Raw genomic sequence first — 16,670 nt, 5'->3', positions numbered from 1 at the left:
GGCCATGAACGGCGCTTCCGACACGATCGATGCCTTCCATCGCGGCGGCTTTTACATCGTCCAGCCGAAGGGCAGGGGGCACCGTTCGGGCATGGATGCCATGCTGCTCGCAGCGCTCGTTGCCGATGACCGTGCAATCAAGGTTGCCGATCTTGGCGCCGGCGCCGGTGCTGCCGGACTGGCCGTGGCCTGCCGGCTGCAGAAGGCGCAGGCCGTGCTTTTCGAACGCTCTTCGGAAATGGCCGATTATGCCCGCCGAAGCATTGCCTTGCCGGAAAACGCCCATGTGGCAGGTCGCGTTTCGGTCGTCGAGGCGGATGTGACGCTCACGGCAAAGGCGCGCAACGACGCGGGCCTTGCCGACGAGGTCTTCCATCATGTCATCATGAACCCGCCTTTCAACGACGCGGCTGACCGGCGAACGCCGGATGCGCTGAAGGCTGAAGCGCATGCGATGACGGATGGTCTTTTCGAAAGGTGGATTCGTACCGCCGGCGCGATCATGATCCCCGGCGGGCAATTGTCGCTGATTGCGCGGCCGGAATCGATCGCCGACATCATCACCGGCTGCGGCAGGCGCTTCGGCGGCATCGAGATTACCGCCATCCATCCGCGCAAAGGTGAGAATGCCGTGCGCATCCTGGTGACGGCGATCAAGGGGTCGCGGGCGCGGCTTTCATTGCGCGCACCCCTTATCATGCACGAAGAAGGAACGCATAAATTCTCCCCCTTCGTCGACGATCTGAACAATGGCCGCGCGGCCTATGCAAGGCTTAGCCGGTCACGAAGTCGATAAGCAGCTTGATGTTCAATCCGGCGATCACCACTGCGATCACATAGGCAATAGTGCTCAGCCAGCGCGGCGCGACGAGCTCGCCCATCTTCGCCTTGCTGGCGGTGAACATCACCAGCGGGAAGACGGCGAAGGAAAGCTGCAGGCTGAGCACGACCTGCGTCAGGATCAGCAATTGCGCCGTGCCCTGGTTGCCGTACCAGATCGTCACGATCGCTGCCGGCACGATTGCGATGGCGCGGGTAATCAGACGGCGCACCCATGGCTGGAGCTTGATCTTCAGGAAGCCTTCCATGACGATCTGGCCCGCAAGCGTCGCCGTCACGGTCGAATTCAGGCCGCAACAGAGCAGGGCGATGCCGAAAAGCGTGGGTGCGATTGCAAGCCCAAGCAGCGGTGACAGCAGCGAGTGCGCCTCCCCGAGTTCGACGATGTCCGTCCGGCCGTGGGCGTTGAATGCGGCTGCGGCCAGGATTAGGATCGAGGCGTTGATCAGCAGCGCAAAGCAGAGCGCAAAGGTCGAGTCGATCGTCGCATAGGTCAGCGCTTCCCGTTTTTCCGGCACTGTGTGGCCGTAGGCGCGGGTCTGCACGATGCCGGAATGCAGATAAAGATTATGTGGCATGACGGTCGCGCCGAGAATGCCGAGCGCCAGATAGAGCATTTCCGGGTTGCTGACGATTTCCGTCGTCGGAAAGAAGCCCGTGATGACGGCACCCCATTGCGGGTCGGCGAGGAAGATCTGTACGCCGAAGCACAGCGCAATGACGCCGAGCAGCGTGATGATGAATGCTTCGATCCAGCGGAAGCCGAGCTTTTGCAGATAGAGGATAAGGAAAACGTCGAGCGCCGTAATCAGCACGCCGAGTTCCAGCGGAACGCCGAAGATGAGGTTGAGGCCGATTGCCGTGCCGATCACCTCGGCAATGTCCGTCGCGATGATTGCGATTTCCGCAAAGGCCCAGAGCGGTACGGAAACGAATTTCGGGAAGGCGTCCCGGCAGGCCTGCGCCAGATCGCGGCCAGAAGCAATCGCAAGCCGGGCACAAAGCGATTGCAGCACGATCGCCATGAGGTTCGAAAGCAGTGCCACAGTCAGCAGCGCGTAGCCGAATTTCGAGCCGCCGGCGAGCGAGGTCGCCCAGTTTCCGGGGTCCATATAGCCGACCGCGACCATGTAGCCAGGGCCGGCAAAGGCGGCAATCCGCCGAAGTTTCGATCCCGGGCGGCCTGTGCCGATCGTGCGATAAACGTCTGAAAGCGAGGCTTCTTCGCGGTCGTGTCGCCAGCCACCCTTTGGAGTACGATTCAAAACATCCATATGATTACCGCTTTTTCGACCAATGCCGCGCACTATGCCCGATTAGAATGATAATGCAAGTCATTCGCAAATGAAAAATCGGATGCATGTTGGGAAGGTGGCCCATTGCGTTTGCTGCTCCATTGCATACATGGATTGCGATGCCGAGAGCGAGAAGGATTTGAAATGGCCGGATTTTTGAGAAAACTGGTACCGAAGCGTTTCCGCAAGGAAGGGGTGATCATCCCGGTCGTCAGGCTTCAGGGCGCAATCATGAGCGGCGGCGGCCAGTTCCGCCCGATACTCAATCTCGCCAATGTCGCACCGGTCTTGGAAAAGGCCTTCTCTGACAAGGAAGCTCCCGCCGTTGCCATTGCAGTCAATTCGCCGGGCGGTTCGCCCGTTCAGTCGCGGCTCATCTTCACGCGCATCCGGGAGCTTGCCCGTGAGAAGCAGAAGAAAGTGCTGGTCTTCGTCGAGGATGTGGCGGCCTCCGGCGGCTACATGATCGCGCTTGCCGGCGATGAAATCATTGCCGACCCGACCTCTATCGTCGGTTCGATCGGCGTCGTTTCCGGCGGCTTCGGTTTCCCCGAACTCCTGAAGAAGATCGGCGTCGAGCGCCGCGTCTATACGGCCGGCGAAAATAAGGTCATCCTCGATCCTTTCCAGCCTGAAAAGGAGAAGGACATCGAATATCTGAAGACCCTTCAGCTCGAGATTCACGAGGTCTTCATCACCATGGTGCGCGAACGCCGCGCCGGCAGACTGAAGGATGACGAAACCGTCTTTTCTGGCCTATTCTGGAGCGGCACGCGCGGGCTCGAACTCGGCCTCGTCGACAGCCTCGGCGACATGCGCCAGGAACTGAAGAGGCGCTACGGCCCGAAGACCAGACTGCAGCTCGTCACCGCCGCCCGCAGCCTCTTCGGCCGGCGGATACCGGGTGTCTCGCCCGTCTCGATTGATGGCTTGGCATCAGGTCTCGCGACGGGACTTGTCGAAGCGGCGGAAGAAAAGGCATTGTGGAGCCGCTACGGACTGTGAGAGGAGAAGAAAAAGGGAGATGGCGCAGCTTATAACAATCATAATCCTGGTCGGCGCTGCCTGGTGGCTCTACCGCCGCTTCATCTCCGATGCCAAGCGCCTGCAGGAAAAATCCCGCCGTGCCGAGAAGGAGCGTCAGACCGGCGCCGTCGGCACGCTTGTCAAGGATCCGGTGACCGGCGAATACCGCGTCAAGCGGGAGGATGAATGATGGTGACCGCTGAACAACGCGGGCAGGCTCTCGAACGAATACCCGCTGTCCGGCTGCAATTGCCGGCCGACTACAAGTTCGATCGCAACGAGGCGAGTTCTCGCAAGGGTGGCGTGCTTAACTCCGCTCGACAGTGAAGCAAAGAACCGCTTTATCTGAAGCCGGAATTGCCCGGAGCCCGGGGTGAATGTCGTTTCTTATGGTTCGGTATGGGGAAGTCCCTCAACTTCTCTGTGAAGGCTACGATTTCATCGATTTTCGCCTGCGCTCTCCACAGTTCCGATAGTTTGAAACTAAAACGGTGATATTAAGCATCGGTCATTGACCTCCTCCTCAAGCCGCATCCGGGCGATACCCCTGCCAATGACATCGGATGCGCTTGGAAAACGCCCGATCTCGACGAGCACATCAGACAGGTGGCCGTTGTCTCGACGTTCGTGACGGAACTCCTTCCAAAACATGGTCCGATCATACTTATGTATTGACCCTTGTCCTCTCCCATGGCACCTGTCCGGCAAAAATACGCAACCGGTGGCTTGTCTCCATGTCTGCATCGATCCCCGACCATATGAACCCGAAGCGCTCGTTCCAGGCGCTCATCCTGACGCTTCATAACTACTGGGCGGACAAGGGTTGTGCGGTTCTGCAGCCCTATGACATGGAGGTCGGCGCCGGTACGTTTCATCCGGCAACCACGCTGCGCGCGCTCGGCCCGAAGCCGTGGAAGGCTGCCTATGTCCAGCCGTCGCGCCGTCCGTCGGACGGCCGCTACGGTGAAAACCCCAACCGTCTGCAGCATTATTACCAGTACCAGGTCATCTTGAAACCGAACCCGCCGAACCTGCAGGAGCTTTACCTCGGCTCGCTGGCGGCGATCGGCCTCGATCCGCTGCTGCACGACATCCGGTTCGTCGAAGACGACTGGGAAAGCCCGACGCTCGGCGCCTGGGGGTTGGGCTGGGAGTGTTGGTGCGACGGCATGGAAGTCTCCCAGTTCACGTACTTCCAGCAGGTCTGCGGCATCGAATGCGCGCCGGTTGCTGGCGAACTGACCTATGGCCTCGAGCGTCTGGCGATGTATGTGCAGGGCGTCGACAACGTCTACGACCTGAACTTCAACGGCCGCGAAGGCGACGAAAAGATTAGCTACGGCGAAGTCTTCCTGCAGGCCGAACAGGAATACTCACGCCACAACTTCGAATTCGCCAATACCGAGATGCTGCATCGCCATTTCATCGATGCGGAGAAGGAGTGCCAGGCGCTTCTCGCCGCCGGTGCGCCGAGCGACAATGCCAATCAGCTGCTGCACAAGTGCGTATTTCCGGCCTATGACCAGTGCATCAAGGCAAGCCACGTGTTCAACCTCTTGGATGCACGCGGAGTGATCTCGGTCACCGAGCGTCAGAGCTATATCCTGCGGGTGCGCACGCTCGCCAAGGCTTGCGGTGAAGCCTTCCTGTTGACGGATGCCGGCGGCATTAACATCGCCAGGGCCGCCGCCTGAGAATGCCGCTTAGCGGCGGTGGTCGGACCGTAAGACGACGCGCCGGGGTGCCGGCCGTGGGGTCTTTCGGAAGACGACAAGGGATGTGATCGCCGACAGGCTCAATAGGAAGATTGCTGCGCTCATTGTCGATTATTCCTCGTCATGAGTTGCAAGTGCACCGTAACAAGCCGGCACAATAAGGAAGATACAACCGGATATATGTGTGCGGTATCGTGAGATTTCGCTAGTCGCTGATGTAAACCTCAGCCCGGAAATGCGGGATGACAATCCAACGGAAGCCGCATAGTCTCCGTCCAAATTTTGCGTCGTTGCGGGGGATTCGCGATGTATATCGTTCTCGGTGTGATCGTTCTGATCGCTCTTTATCTTGTCTTTATCTATAACGGTCTCGTCCGCGCCCGGCAGATGGCCGAAGAGGCCTGGTCCGGCATCGACGTGCAGCTGAAGCGCCGCGCCGATCTGATCCCAAACCTCATCGAGACCGTCAAGGGTTACGCTACCCACGAAAAGAGCACGCTGGAAGAGGTCGTTGAGCTGCGCAACAAGGCGCAGGCGGTGCCTTCTGGCGATGTAGCGGGCAGGGCGCAGGCCGAAGGCCTTCTCGGCCAGGCGCTCGGCCGTGTCCTGGCGCTAGCCGAAGCCTATCCGGACCTGAAGGCGAACGAGAACTTCTCCGAGCTTCAGGCCTCGCTCGAGACCATGGAAAGCGAAATCCAGATGGCCCGCCGGTATTATAACGGCGCTGCCCGTGATCTTAACGTCAAGGTTGAAAGCTTCCCCTCCAACCTGGTCGCCGGGCAGTTCGGCTTCCAGAAGCGGGAATATTTCGAGATCACCAACGAGGCCGACCGCGCCGTTCCGGCCGTCAAATTCTGATATGGGCGTTTGCCTTTGCGCAAAAGCTGCTATGAGCAGGGCCGGTCAAGGCCGCAGGGCGGCTAGCGCAATGGACGGAATAGACGAGCGTCATGAGCAAGGACAAGAAACTCACCATCATCCCGGCTAAGGCTCCGCTCGTGGGGCGCGCCGTGCCGCCGGGCTCGAAGTCGATCACCAACCGCGCACTGCTCCTGGCTGGCCTCGCCAAGGGGATCAGCCGCCTGACCGGCGCGCTGAAGAGCGACGATACGAGCTACATGGCGAATGCCCTGCGCGCCATGGGCGTCGTCATCGACGAACCCGACGATACGAGCTTCGTCGTCACCGGAAGCGGCAAGCTGCTTCCGCCGAAAGCGCCGCTCTTCCTCGGCAATGCCGGCACGGCAACACGCTTTCTGACGGCCGCTGCCGCACTTGTTGATGGCACTGTCGTCGTCGACGGTGATCAGCACATGCGCAAGCGTCCGATCGGTCCGCTGGTTGATGCGTTGCGGTCACTGGGAATAGATGCGACGGCCGAAACCGGCTGCCCGCCTGTAACCGTGAAGGGCACAGGCCGCTTCGAGGCGAGCCGGATCGGGATCGATGGCGGTCTCTCTAGCCAGTATGTGTCAGCGATGCTGATGATGGCGGCCGGAGGCGACCGCCCGGTGGATATTGAACTCCTCGGCGAGGACATCGGGGCCCTCGGCTACATCGATCTCACGACCGCCGCGATGCGAGCCTTCGGCGCCAAGGTCGAGAAGACGAGCGCGGTCACCTGGCGCGTTGAGCCGACCGGCTACACGGCGGCCGATTTCGTCATCGAGCCGGATGCGTCGGCGGCAACCTATCTCTGGGCTGCCGAAGTCCTGACCGGCGGTTCCATCGATCTTGGCGTGCCGAACGGTGCCTTCACGCAGCCGGATGCGCGCGCCTATGAGATGATCGCCAAATTCCCGCGCCTGCCGGCTGAAATCGACGGCTCGCAGATGCAGGACGCGGTTCCAACGCTCGCAGTCCTTGCCGCCTTCAACGAAACGCCCGTCCATTTCGTCGGCATTGCCAATCTGCGTGTCAAGGAATGCGATCGCATCCGCGCGCTGTCGACCGGCCTGACGCAGATTCGCCCGGATCTGGCACGCGAGGAAGGCGACGATCTCATCGTCCAGTCTGATCCGTCGCTTGCCGGAAGGCGCCTTCCTGCCGAGATCGACACTTTTGCCGACCACCGCATCGCCATGAGCTTCGCGCTCGCCGGGCTGAAGATAGACGGCATCACGATCCTCGATCCGGACTGCGTCGGCAAGACGTTCCCTGCCTATTGGCGGACACTGGCAGGACTGGGCGTCAAATATGCGAACGAGGGCTGACATTATCTGAGGCGGCAGCGCGCCGCCGGCGGGAGAGGTATGATGATCCGGCGGCTTTTCGGCCTTTGCTTCATTCTGTTTCTGGCGTTTGCAGCATATGGCGCAAGCGCCGCGGAGGTCATCAACTCCTTCGCGTCGGATATAAAACTCGAAAAGAGCGGCGCCATGACGGTGACGGAGACCATCACCGTCAATGCCGAGGGCAATCGGATCCGGCGCGGGATCTTCCGCGACTTTCCGCTGACTTTCGTCGATGAAGAAGGTCGCCGCCGCAGCGTCGACTTCGATGTTGTATCGGTGAAACGCGACGGCAATGACGAGCCGTGGAAGACGGAATCCATCTCCGGCGGCATCCGCATCTATGCTGGGTCGGAAGACGTCATGCTTCCACCAGGCCGCCATCAATATTCCTTCACCTACACTACCAATCGCCAGATCCGATATTTCGCCGATCACGACGAACTCTATTGGAATGTGACCGGTAACGGCTGGATCTTCCCGATCATGGCCGCGACCGCGACCGTGAACCTGCCGGATGGCATCACCGCAACCGATACGAATGTCTTCACCGGTGCGCTTGGCGCAAAGGACAAGAATGCCCGCATTTCAGGCGACAGTACCCGGCCGGTCTTCTCGACGACCACGCCGCTCGATGCCAACGAAGGTCTGACGATTGCCGTCAAGCTCCCGAAAGGCGCGATCGATCCGCCGAGCCAATCCGACCAGAACATCTGGTGGCTGAAGGACAACCGCGACTATTTCATCGGTTTCGGCGGCCTCCTCCTTGTTTTCCTTTACTACACCCGCTCCTGGCTGAAGGTCGGACGCGACCCTTCCCGTGGCGTCCTTGTGCCACGCTGGGATCCTCCCGAAGGCATCTCGCCGGCGCTCGTCAACTACATCGACAACAAGGGCATTTCAGGCGGGGGTTGGACGGCGCTTTCGGCAACGGCGCTGGACCTGGCGGTTCGCGGCTATGTCATCCTTGAAGACCTCAAGCAATCGATCATCGTACGCCGCACGGAAAAGCCGGTGGGTAAGGAGAAGCTGGAAGCCGGCGAAACCAGCCTCCTGAGCGCCGTCGCCAACAAGGGATCGCTGACGATCGACAAGGCAAACGGCGAACGCGTGAAATCGGTCGGCCAAAACTTCCGCTCGGCGATCGAGCGGGAACATCGCGGCAAATACTACAATTCCAATATCGGCTATACGACTGGCGGCATCGCGCTCAGCGCTGCCGCACTTATTGCGCTCTTCGTTTTCGGCACGCTGGAACCCGACGCGATCGTCCTGATGATCATCCCGATCGTCGTTTCTGTCTTCGTCGCCATCTTCGTGGCCGGCTTTGCACGGTCGTTCCGTCCAGGCCAGTCCCTGGGCGGCAAGATCGCCGCCGTGATCGCGATTGCCGTCATCGTTTTTGTCGGCTTCAGCATCATTTCATCGCTGGCTCTGGCGCTTTTCTCCACACTCTTAGAATTCCACGAGACGCCGATGCTCTTTGCCGTCGGCGGCATCGTGCTGCTCAACCTGCTCTATGTCTTCATCATGGGTGCGCCGACGCCGCTTGGCTCGAAGATCATGGATGGCATCGACGGCCTTCGTCAGTATCTGACGCTTGCCGAGAAAGACCGGATGAACATGGCCGGTGCGCCGGAAATGTCGCCCCAGCATTTTGAGAGGCTGCTGCCCTATGCAGTTGCGTTAGGTGTCGAGAAGCCCTGGACGCGCACCTTCGAAACCTGGCTCGCGGTGGCCGCTGCCGGTGCGGCTGCGGCCTATGCCCCGTCCTGGTATTCCGGCAACTTCAGCAGCGGCAGCTTCTCCGACCGCATCGGCGGCTTCTCGTCGTCGATGGCGTCCACCATCGCCTCGACCATTCCCTCGCCTCCGCCCTCCAGTTCCTCTTCCGGTTTTTCCGGTGGCGGCGGTTCTTCGGGTGGTGGTGGGGGAGGCGGCGGGGGTGGCGGCTGGTGAGCTTTCCCGCTTGACCTTTGGCGTCCCGCCCCTTAACCGCCAGACAGAAAACGGAAAGGATCAGGCATGAAGGTTCTGTTGATCGGCTCGGGCGGACGCGAGCATGCGCTTGCCTGGAAGCTGGCACAATCGCCGCTAATGACGGAATTCTATGCCGCGCCGGGCAACCCGGGTATTGCGGAACATGCGAGGCTCGTTTCCCTTAAGATTGAAGATCACGAGGCAGTCGCGGCCTTCTGTGCGCAAAAAGCGATCGACTTTGTCGTCGTCGGCCCCGAGGCGCCGCTGGTTGCCGGCCTTGCCGATCACCTGCGAGCCGATGGGCTGACGGTCTTCGGTCCTTCCGCTGCAGCAGCCCAGCTCGAAGGTTCCAAGGGTTTTACCAAGGATATCTGCGCCCGCTACAACATCCCGACCGGTGCCTACCAACGCTTCAACAACGCTCCGAAGGCAAAGGCCTATATCCGCGAACAAGGAGCGCCGATCGTCGTCAAGGCGGATGGTCTTGCCGCCGGCAAGGGTGTGACGGTGGCGATGACCGTTGAGGAGGCGCTTGCCGCAGTTGACGATTGCTTCGAAGGTGCGTTCGGCGCAGCCGGCGCCGAGGTCGTCATTGAGGCTTTTCTCGACGGCGAAGAGGCAAGTTTCTTCTGCCTCTGCGACGGCAGGAACGCCCTGCCGCTGGCGACCGCACAGGATCACAAGCGTGTGGGCGAGGGTGATACCGGCGTCAACACCGGCGGCATGGGCGCCTATTCGCCGGCTCCGGTGATGACGGCCGAGATGATCGAGCGGACGATGAAGGAAATCATCGAGCCGACGATCTACGGCATGGCCGAAAGCGGTTATCCCTTTTCAGGTGTTTTCTTCGCCGGGCTGATGATTACGGCAAAAGGCCCGGAACTTATCGAATATAATGTCCGCTTCGGCGATCCTGAGTGCCAGGTACTGATGATGCGCTTGAAGAGCGATCTGCTGCCGCTGCTGCTGGCAGCGGCCGAAGGCACGCTCGACAAGGTCACAGCCGAGTGGAGCGACGATCCGGCGCTGACCGTTGTGATGGCCTCTAAGGGTTATCCAGGCCCCTACGAGAAGAACACCCCGATCCTCTCGCTGCCGGAGGCAGGCGTCGGCGCGAAAGTGTTCCATGCCGGCACGTCTTTGAGGGACGGCGAGCTTGTCGCGACCGGCGGCCGTGTGCTGAACGTGACCGCCACCGGCCGAACAGTCGGCGAGGCGCAGAGCCGCGCCTATGCGCTGCTCGACAAGGTGGAATGGGAAAACGGTTTCTGCCGCCGCGATATCGGCTGGCGGGCAATCGAGCGCGAAAGAGCTTAACTCTGGCCCGAAATCAGGTCAGTTCCCTAAATTTTTACCCTTTCCCCTGACGGGATGGAAATAAAGACGCGCTATTCTGTTCCCATAGTAAGTCGGAGCAGTTTTCATGCGTCAATTCATTCTCGGTGCGGCAATTCTTCTGGCAGCCGGTTCGGCGATGGCCTCCTCGATCGAGGTGATCGGCAAGACACCGCGCACCGGCGGCGAAAGCATCGTGACCGAGACCTGCACGACCTGCCCGCCGCTGCAAACGACCGAACGCAAGAAGGATTACACAGTGCCGGCGTTGCCGCCCGGCGCCATCCAGGCCAGCGCGCTCCGCGATGTGGCTGGAGAGCAGAAGCTCTACCGTACCGAAGGCTGGATGGGGGGCTCGCCCGTCGTTTTCGTGACCAAGGCAACTCCCGAAGTCCTGGCCGCCTTCAAGGTGACGGTCCCTGTCGACGGCATCGACCCGACGGCAACGACCTCCGTCATCGGCGGCGATGCGAAGCCTGTTATTGCAGGTATGTCCGCCCCTGCGGAACAAACCGCGCCGCTCGACGTTTCCGACTTTAAGCTAAGGATGTGATTTTAGTTCCCTGCCCCTGACCCGGCCAAAGTTTTGGTCGTACGGGGTCCGCCGTATGGCGGATTGAATGCGCTCCTGAAGAGAAGCAGGGGCGCATTCTCTATTTCAATTGATTTTAAAGTACTCATGCAACTGGCGTAATCATACAACAAACATGATTCAGTTTTGGTGTTGCTAATCTTTGGCAACGCCAAAATCGTTAAGTGATCGTTCAGTCATTCACAATAATTTTACCGAGGGCCGGAGTAAGCATGATTGTGCTTGCTGAACGTGCGTAGTGACACGCGCGAAGGGACGGGAGTTGACCGATCCGGTGTTGCAAATTCACCTTTTTCGCGAGACATTCATGAAAAACCTAAAGATTTCAAAACAACTGATATTGCTGGTGACGGGCCTGATGGCCGTCTTTGCGATCGCTATCAGCCTGCAACTCAAATCGTCTGCCGATGGCATCTACAACGAGCGCTACGAAATGCTGCGCACGGAAGTGGAATCCGCCGTCTCCATTCTCAAGCTCTATCAGACCAGGGTCGATGCTGGTGAGATGACGCTGGAAGATGCCAAGAAGCAGGCCTACGCCACGCTGACCGGCATGAAGTATGATCCAGACGGTTACTTTTTCGGCTATGACTACGACATCAACATCGTCTTTCACTACGACAAGACGAAGGTCGGCCAGAACGTGAAGGGCCAGCCTGACGTCAAGAACCATTTGTATCGCGAGGAACTCGTCAAGCTCGGCCAAAGCGGCGGCGGTATGACGGATTATTATGCGAGCAAGCCGGGCGAGCCTAAGGATGCGACTTTTCGCAAGACCGCTTATGCGCTCGACTTCGCGCCTTGGAAGATCGTCGTCGTGACCGGCGTCTACATGGATGATCTCGACGCGCAGGTGCGCGACAGGATTATGACGGCGCTGCTCGGCAGTCTCGTCCTCTTCGCTGTCGCGATCATTGCCGCCTATTTCGTCATCCGCGGTATCTCCAGGCCACTTTCGGATGTCCACGCAGCCCTGAAGGCCGTCGCCGACGAGGATCTGTCGGTCACCATCCCGCATGTCGATATGGGCAACGAAGTGGGCATGATGGCCAAGGCCACGAAGTCGCTTCAGGAGAAAATCCGCGAAAGGCAGACGCTGTCCCTGCGTCAGGTCGAGCAGGAAATGGCACTTAGCGCCGAGCGTGAAAACAATCTTCGCCAGCAGCAGGAAGACGCCCGGATGCAGGCAAACGTCGTCACAACGATCGGCCAGGCGCTGGAAGATCTCGCCCGCGGCGACCTGACCGTGCGCTGCGGCGATCTCGGCCAGAAATACGCAGCCCTTCGAGACAACTTCAACGATGCGCTGTCGCATCTCGAGGCCGCCATGGCCAAAGTCAGCGCCAAGGGAAGCGACATCGGCAACAGCAAGGAAGAGATCCGCCGCGCCTCGAATGAACTGTCGCAGCGCACTGAGCGCCAGGCCGCCAGCCTGGAGGAAACCTCGGCTGCTCTCGACGAGCTGACCGTCGCCGTCCGCCAGACTGCGGAAGGTGCAAACGAGGCCGCCAAGCGCGTGCATGCCGTCAGCACCGAAGCGAGCCGCAGCGATGCCGTCGTCACCGAAGCGATCGAGGCGATGAGCGGTATCGAAAAGTCGGCCGACGAGATCGGCAAGATCATCGGCGTCATCGACGAGATCGCGTTCCAGACCAACCTTTTGGCGCTGAATGCCGGTGTCGAGGCGGCACGCGCTGGCGAGTCCGGCAAGGGTTTTGCGGTCGTCGCCCAAGAAGTCCGCGAACTTGCCCAGCGCTCCGCCGCTGCTGCCAAGGAGATCAAGGATCAGATCGCCCGTTCCTCCACCCAGGTCGATCACGGCGTCCGTCTTGTCGGCGAGGCCGGCGAAGCGCTGAAGCGCATTTCGAATCAGATCAAGGCTGCGAACGAGATCGTCGGCAAGATCGCCCACAGCGCTTCTGAGCAGGACACGACGTTGCGCTCGATCTCGTCTTCGATGAACCAGCTCGACTCGGCAACGCAGCAAAATGCCGCGATGGCCGAAGAGACGACGGCATCGGCAGAAACGCTTGCGGCCGATACCGACGAATTACTCGGCCTCATCCACGGCTTCCGCGTCGGCGGCGCGGGTCACGCGGCAACCGCCCCGGCGCGCCGCGCGGCATGAGCTTGAACACCCCCACCTTCATCACGCATACGAACAGCCGCCGGGGAAAATCCGGCGGCTTTGTCTGCGCCGTTGCGGCAGGCAGCGAGTCGATAGACTGGTACATATGGACCATCCGGATTTCGCCATTCCCGAGAGCGATCGATTGCAGGTAGAACGCATTCAGACCGGCGTTCGGCGCGAAACGGTTGGTAAAGGTGATGAAGGCACTGGCGGGTGCATAAGGACATGCCTTTTGATCAGACAGGCGTCGCGAGGCTTTCCACCAGCCGGTCGATTTCTCGGTCCGAGAAGACTTGGATTCCCGCACGCTTCAGCAGGGCAGCTGTAACACCAATGCCGTCCCGCGGCGTTCCGCTGAAAGACCCATCATAAATGAAACCGGAACCGCAGGAGGGGCTGCCGTCGATGAGCAGCGCATGGGTGCAGCCTGTCTCCTGAGCCAGCCTGAGCGCATTCTGCGCCGCTTCTCGGAATGCAGCCGTCACATCGCCTCCGGTGATCTCGAACACCACGTGCTGCTCCAGACAGAACGTCCTTGCCACTCGCGCCGCCCTCGATTTCCGCCGGCGGCCGCGGCACCGGCATGCCTGCCGACATCTCCGGACAGATCGTCACCAACCTGCCCTCCGCCCGCCAGCGCTCGAGCGCCGGATGTGCCAGCGGCTTCGCCCGGCCGTCATAACGGACGGCATGGCCCATGAGGCAGGCGCTGACGAGGATTTTGGTGGTCATGATTGTCTGATAGCGCGAGCGCTGGTGAATGACCAGTGGGATGCCACTCATCCCTGTACCTGCCGCAGGGATCCAGCAGCGCCATGTCTACCGGGCGCGAGAGTTATTCAAAGGAGGTTTCGAGGTTGCCGCGAGCGCCGCGGTTGGTCCGAAACCGTTACCCTGCGATCTTCGAGAAGTCCGCAACCGTCCCCGTCGCCTCGCGGATCAGCCGCAACAGGGCGAGGCGGTTGGCGCGGATCGCCGCGTCCTCGTCGTTGACGAGCACGTCGTCGAAGAAGCGGTCGACCGGGGCGCGAAGCTTCGAAAGCGCCTCCATTGCCGAGCGGAAGTCTTCGCTGGCGATGGCGGTGGAAGCCTCGGTCGAGGCTTTGGCGATGGCGGCGAAGAGCTCCTTTTCGGCATCCAGCCGCAACAGCTTTTCAGAAACGCCGTCGGCGATAACGGTGCCCTTCTTCTCCTCGGCGGCCAGAATCTGCGTGGCGCGCTTGGTGCCGACCAAGAGGTTCTTGCCGTCTTCCGAGGTAATGAAAGCCGTCAGCGCCTCGACGCGGCGGGCGATCATGAGAAGGTCGTCGGCCTCGGATGTGACGACGGCATCGATCAAATCGTAGCGGGCACCCTGGTCGCGGAGATAGACCTTGAGGCGGTCGTGGAAGAAGGAGAGGAGGTTGATTGCCAGCTCATATTCTTCTTCGATTGTCTTTGGATGGCCGTCAGCAAGATATTTCCTGCAATATTTGATAGCTTCGCGCTGTTCTTGCACGAGCCTCTCGTGGTCGAGTCTTTCGCTATCCTGTTGGATTTTAAGCTCAAAGAGTCTTATCGAAGCTTCATGGCTAGCGATGGCCACAGCCCATTCGCTACGAAATGCAGAGCGAAACAGTGGGATGAGGGATGCTCTGATTCCCCGTTCCAACAGCAGCCGTATCGATCCTAGCGCTGCTCGTCTTAATGCGAACGGATCCTTCGAACCGGTTGGCTTTTCGTTTATTCGCCAAAACCATACAAGCGTGTCGATCTTGTCAGCAAGCGCTATGGTTATGGCAACATTGTCGGTAGGCACTCGGTCGGTGGGACCCTGAGGCTTATAGTGGTCCTCCAGTGCTGCCGCCACTGGTTCATCTTCGCCTTGCAGCAGCGCATATTTCTTCCCTATTGCACCCTGCAGTTCAGGGAATTCGCCCACGACTTCAGTTCGCAGGTCCGCCTTTGCCAAGGCTGCTGCTCGGCTAACCTTTAGGGGATCTGCATTGACGATTTTACCGATTTCGCCGGCAAGGGTGCGAATGCGTGTTACCCGCTCGCCCTGCGTTCCGATTTTCGCGTGGAACGTCACATGCAGCGCATCGAGCTTCGCCATCCGCTGATCGAGCGGCTTCCTCAGATCAAGCTCGAATTTCTTCGCCGAAGCCTCCAGCGTTTCGAGGTCCGGCAAGTTCCCCTGGTCGCGCTTCCAGAAATGTAGCGCGTCGGAAAGGCGGGCGCGGACGACTTTGCCATTGCCATGGATGATTTCCTTGCCGCCGTCGGTCGCCTCAACATTGGAGACGAGGATGAACTTGTTCGAAAGCGTCTCTTCGCCCTGTTTGCGCGTTACGAAACACTTCTGGTTCGTCTTGATCGTCAGCCGGATGATTTCGGAGGGGATCGAGAGGTAATCCTCCTCGAAGCTGCCCATCAGCACTTGCGGCCATTCGACGAGACCGGAGACTTCCTCCAGCAGACCGTCGTCCTCGACGAGTTCCAGTCCGCCGGCAAAGGCGATGTCGCGTGCATCATGCAGGATGATGTTCTTGCGCCGCTCGGCATCGAGGATGACCTTCGCTTTTTCGAGGCTCGCGGCATAGTCGTCGAAACGCTTGACGGTGATGGCGTCTGGCGCATGGAAGCGGTGGCCGTAGGTCACATTGGAGGCGACGATGCCGTCGATCTCGAAGGGGATGACGGAGGTTTCCTCATGCTCGGTGCCGAAAGTGCAAACGATCGATTGCAGCGGGCGCACCCAGCGCAGCGAGCCAGGTTTGGAGGACGCCTTGCCCCAGCGCATGGATTTCGGCCAGGGGAAATCGCGGATGATGCCGGGCATCACGTCGCCGATGATCTCTTCCGCAGCGCGGCCGGGCTTTGAAATCACGGCAATGTAGAAATCGCCCTTTTTTGGGTCGCTACTCACCTGCGCCTCGGAAATCGAAGAAAGGCCAGCGCCGCGCAAAAAGCCTTCGATCGCCTTATCGTTGGCATCGGTGCGCGGGCCCTTGCGCTCTTCGCGCACATCGGCGGATCGGGCGGTCAGTCCGCGGATATCAAGCGTCAGGCGGCGAGGCGTCCAGTATTCGCGGGCGCCCTCATAGGAAAGTCCTGCCTCCACCAGCGCATCGGTGACGAGCTTCTTCAGGTCGCCGGCAGCCTTGCGCTGCATGCGGGCCGGAATTTCCTCGGAGCGAAGTTCTAGAAGCAGATCGGGCATGTCACTTTTCCTTGCCTCCTTTAGGGAGGACGGTCCAAAACGGTCGCCTCTGCTACCAAAGAATGCCGCATCTGCACAACCGCAAAAACGGGAAATCCAGGCGCGCGAGCCAGGCGAGGAGGCAATCGCCCTTCTGCGCGGCGCCGCCCCCCGCATCCGCCCTGCCAGGGATCTTCCGTCTGAGGGTGAAGGAGATGAGGCCGCTACGCTTTGTCGTCCTTTCTCCCAGGCGGCGAAAAGGTGGCCCGAAGGTCGGATGGCTGCGGGTGCTAACTTTATGAAGGGCGTCAGTCTGCTGTGGAAAGCTCTGCCGGGCATTGCCT

13 protein-coding genes and 1 pseudogene are annotated in these 16,670 nt (G+C 60.2%); 11 read left to right on the top strand and 3 right to left on the bottom strand.

What is annotated here, in order from left to right; translation table 11 throughout:
- Positions 1-4: 4 nt before the first annotated feature.
- Entirely contained in the window at positions 5-796 is a 792-nt protein-coding gene (locus BLP23_RS02990; RefSeq protein WP_092584247.1) for a tRNA1(Val) (adenine(37)-N6)-methyltransferase, read from the top strand.
- On the opposite strand, the gene BLP23_RS02985 is transcribed toward BLP23_RS02990, so the two are convergent.
- Positions 774-2,114 (bottom strand): Nramp family divalent metal transporter, encoded by a 1,341-nt coding sequence (locus tag BLP23_RS02985; RefSeq protein ID WP_092583473.1) that lies wholly within the window; start codon positions 2,112-2,114, stop codon positions 774-776. The genes BLP23_RS02990 and BLP23_RS02985 overlap by 23 nt on opposite strands.
- 165 nt (positions 2,115-2,279) lie before the next feature.
- Here BLP23_RS02985 and BLP23_RS02980 point away from each other — a divergent pair, with 165 nt between their 5' ends.
- The 10 genes from BLP23_RS02980 (at position 2,280) to BLP23_RS02940 (ending at position 13,142) form a co-directional block, all read left to right on the top strand.
- On the top strand, positions 2,280-3,140 hold the full coding sequence (locus tag BLP23_RS02980; RefSeq protein ID WP_022716538.1) for a S49 family peptidase: 861 nt from the start codon (positions 2,280-2,282) through the stop codon (positions 3,138-3,140).
- A gap of 19 nt (positions 3,141-3,159) precedes the next feature.
- Positions 3,160-3,351, top strand: a complete 192-nt coding sequence (locus tag BLP23_RS02975; RefSeq protein WP_039844147.1) for a membrane protein — start codon at positions 3,160-3,162, stop codon at positions 3,349-3,351.
- Entirely contained in the window at positions 3,348-3,488 is a 141-nt protein-coding gene (locus BLP23_RS33575) for a hypothetical protein (protein WP_167363822.1), read from the top strand. The genes BLP23_RS02975 and BLP23_RS33575 overlap by 4 nt, the downstream gene beginning before the upstream one ends.
- A 407-nt stretch (positions 3,489-3,895) precedes the next feature.
- Positions 3,896-4,855, top strand: coding sequence for a glycine--tRNA ligase subunit alpha (locus BLP23_RS02970; protein ID WP_092583472.1), 960 nt, complete (start codon positions 3,896-3,898; stop codon positions 4,853-4,855).
- 327 nt (positions 4,856-5,182) lie between these two features.
- Entirely contained in the window at positions 5,183-5,734 is a 552-nt protein-coding gene (locus BLP23_RS02965; protein ID WP_092583471.1) for a LemA family protein, read from the top strand.
- A 92-nt stretch (positions 5,735-5,826) separates the two neighbouring features.
- The gene (locus BLP23_RS02960) at positions 5,827-7,089 is read left to right on the top strand and encodes a 3-phosphoshikimate 1-carboxyvinyltransferase (RefSeq protein WP_092583470.1); all 1,263 of its coding nucleotides are present in this window, start codon (positions 5,827-5,829) and stop codon (positions 7,087-7,089) included.
- A 42-nt stretch (positions 7,090-7,131) separates the two neighbouring features.
- Entirely contained in the window at positions 7,132-9,066 is a 1,935-nt protein-coding gene (locus BLP23_RS02955; protein WP_092583469.1) for a DUF2207 domain-containing protein, read from the top strand.
- 66 nt (positions 9,067-9,132) lie between these two features.
- Positions 9,133-10,404 (top strand): phosphoribosylamine--glycine ligase, encoded by a 1,272-nt coding sequence (purD, locus tag BLP23_RS02950; RefSeq protein ID WP_092583468.1) that lies wholly within the window; start codon positions 9,133-9,135, stop codon positions 10,402-10,404.
- A 106-nt stretch (positions 10,405-10,510) separates the two neighbouring features.
- The gene (locus tag BLP23_RS02945) at positions 10,511-10,975 is read left to right on the top strand and encodes a plant virulence effector HPE1-like domain-containing protein (protein ID WP_092583467.1); all 465 of its coding nucleotides are present in this window, start codon (positions 10,511-10,513) and stop codon (positions 10,973-10,975) included.
- A 346-nt stretch (positions 10,976-11,321) separates the two neighbouring features.
- Positions 11,322-13,142, top strand: coding sequence for a methyl-accepting chemotaxis protein (locus BLP23_RS02940; RefSeq protein WP_092584246.1), 1,821 nt, complete (start codon positions 11,322-11,324; stop codon positions 13,140-13,142).
- A 239-nt stretch (positions 13,143-13,381) separates the two neighbouring features.
- On the opposite strand, the pseudogene BLP23_RS02935 reads toward BLP23_RS02940, so the two are convergent.
- Positions 13,382-13,877, bottom strand: a pseudogene (locus tag BLP23_RS02935) (DUF523 domain-containing protein).
- A gap of 157 nt (positions 13,878-14,034) precedes the next feature.
- On the bottom strand, positions 14,035-16,347 hold the full coding sequence (glyS, locus tag BLP23_RS02930) for a glycine--tRNA ligase subunit beta (protein WP_092583466.1): 2,313 nt from the start codon (positions 16,345-16,347) through the stop codon (positions 14,035-14,037).
- Positions 16,348-16,670 lie beyond the last annotated feature (323 nt).

This window comes from Rhizobium mongolense subsp. loessense (assembly GCF_900099775.1).
GTDB classification, from domain to species: Bacteria; Pseudomonadota; Alphaproteobacteria; order Rhizobiales; family Rhizobiaceae; genus Rhizobium; species Rhizobium loessense.
This window is presented reverse-complemented; position numbering and strand designations above follow the sequence as displayed.

What these genes read in the sequence shown, in the direction of transcription:
- BLP23_RS02970 (WP_092583472.1), top strand. Translation starts at nt 3,896, where the DNA reads ATGTCTGCATCGATCCCCGACCATATGAACCCGAAGCGCTCGTTCCAG.
- BLP23_RS02965 (WP_092583471.1), top strand. Translation starts at nt 5,183, where the DNA reads ATGTATATCGTTCTCGGTGTGATCGTTCTGATCGCTCTTTATCTTGTC.
- BLP23_RS02990 (WP_092584247.1), top strand. Translation starts at nt 5, where the DNA reads ATGAACGGCGCTTCCGACACGATCGATGCCTTCCATCGCGGCGGCTTT.
- BLP23_RS33575 (WP_167363822.1), top strand. Translation starts at nt 3,348, where the DNA reads ATGATGGTGACCGCTGAACAACGCGGGCAGGCTCTCGAACGAATACCC.
- BLP23_RS02985 (WP_092583473.1), bottom strand. Translation starts at nt 2,114, where the DNA reads ATGGATGTTTTGAATCGTACTCCAAAGGGTGGCTGGCGACACGACCGC.
- BLP23_RS02955 (WP_092583469.1), top strand. Translation starts at nt 7,132, where the DNA reads ATGATCCGGCGGCTTTTCGGCCTTTGCTTCATTCTGTTTCTGGCGTTT.
- glyS (WP_092583466.1), bottom strand. Translation starts at nt 16,347, where the DNA reads ATGCCCGATCTGCTTCTAGAACTTCGCTCCGAGGAAATTCCGGCCCGC.
- BLP23_RS02940 (WP_092584246.1), top strand. Translation starts at nt 11,322, where the DNA reads ATGAAAAACCTAAAGATTTCAAAACAACTGATATTGCTGGTGACGGGC.
- BLP23_RS02975 (WP_039844147.1), top strand. Translation starts at nt 3,160, where the DNA reads ATGGCGCAGCTTATAACAATCATAATCCTGGTCGGCGCTGCCTGGTGG.
- BLP23_RS02960 (WP_092583470.1), top strand. Translation starts at nt 5,827, where the DNA reads ATGAGCAAGGACAAGAAACTCACCATCATCCCGGCTAAGGCTCCGCTC.
- purD (WP_092583468.1), top strand. Translation starts at nt 9,133, where the DNA reads ATGAAGGTTCTGTTGATCGGCTCGGGCGGACGCGAGCATGCGCTTGCC.
- BLP23_RS02945 (WP_092583467.1), top strand. Translation starts at nt 10,511, where the DNA reads ATGCGTCAATTCATTCTCGGTGCGGCAATTCTTCTGGCAGCCGGTTCG.
- BLP23_RS02980 (WP_022716538.1), top strand. Translation starts at nt 2,280, where the DNA reads ATGGCCGGATTTTTGAGAAAACTGGTACCGAAGCGTTTCCGCAAGGAA.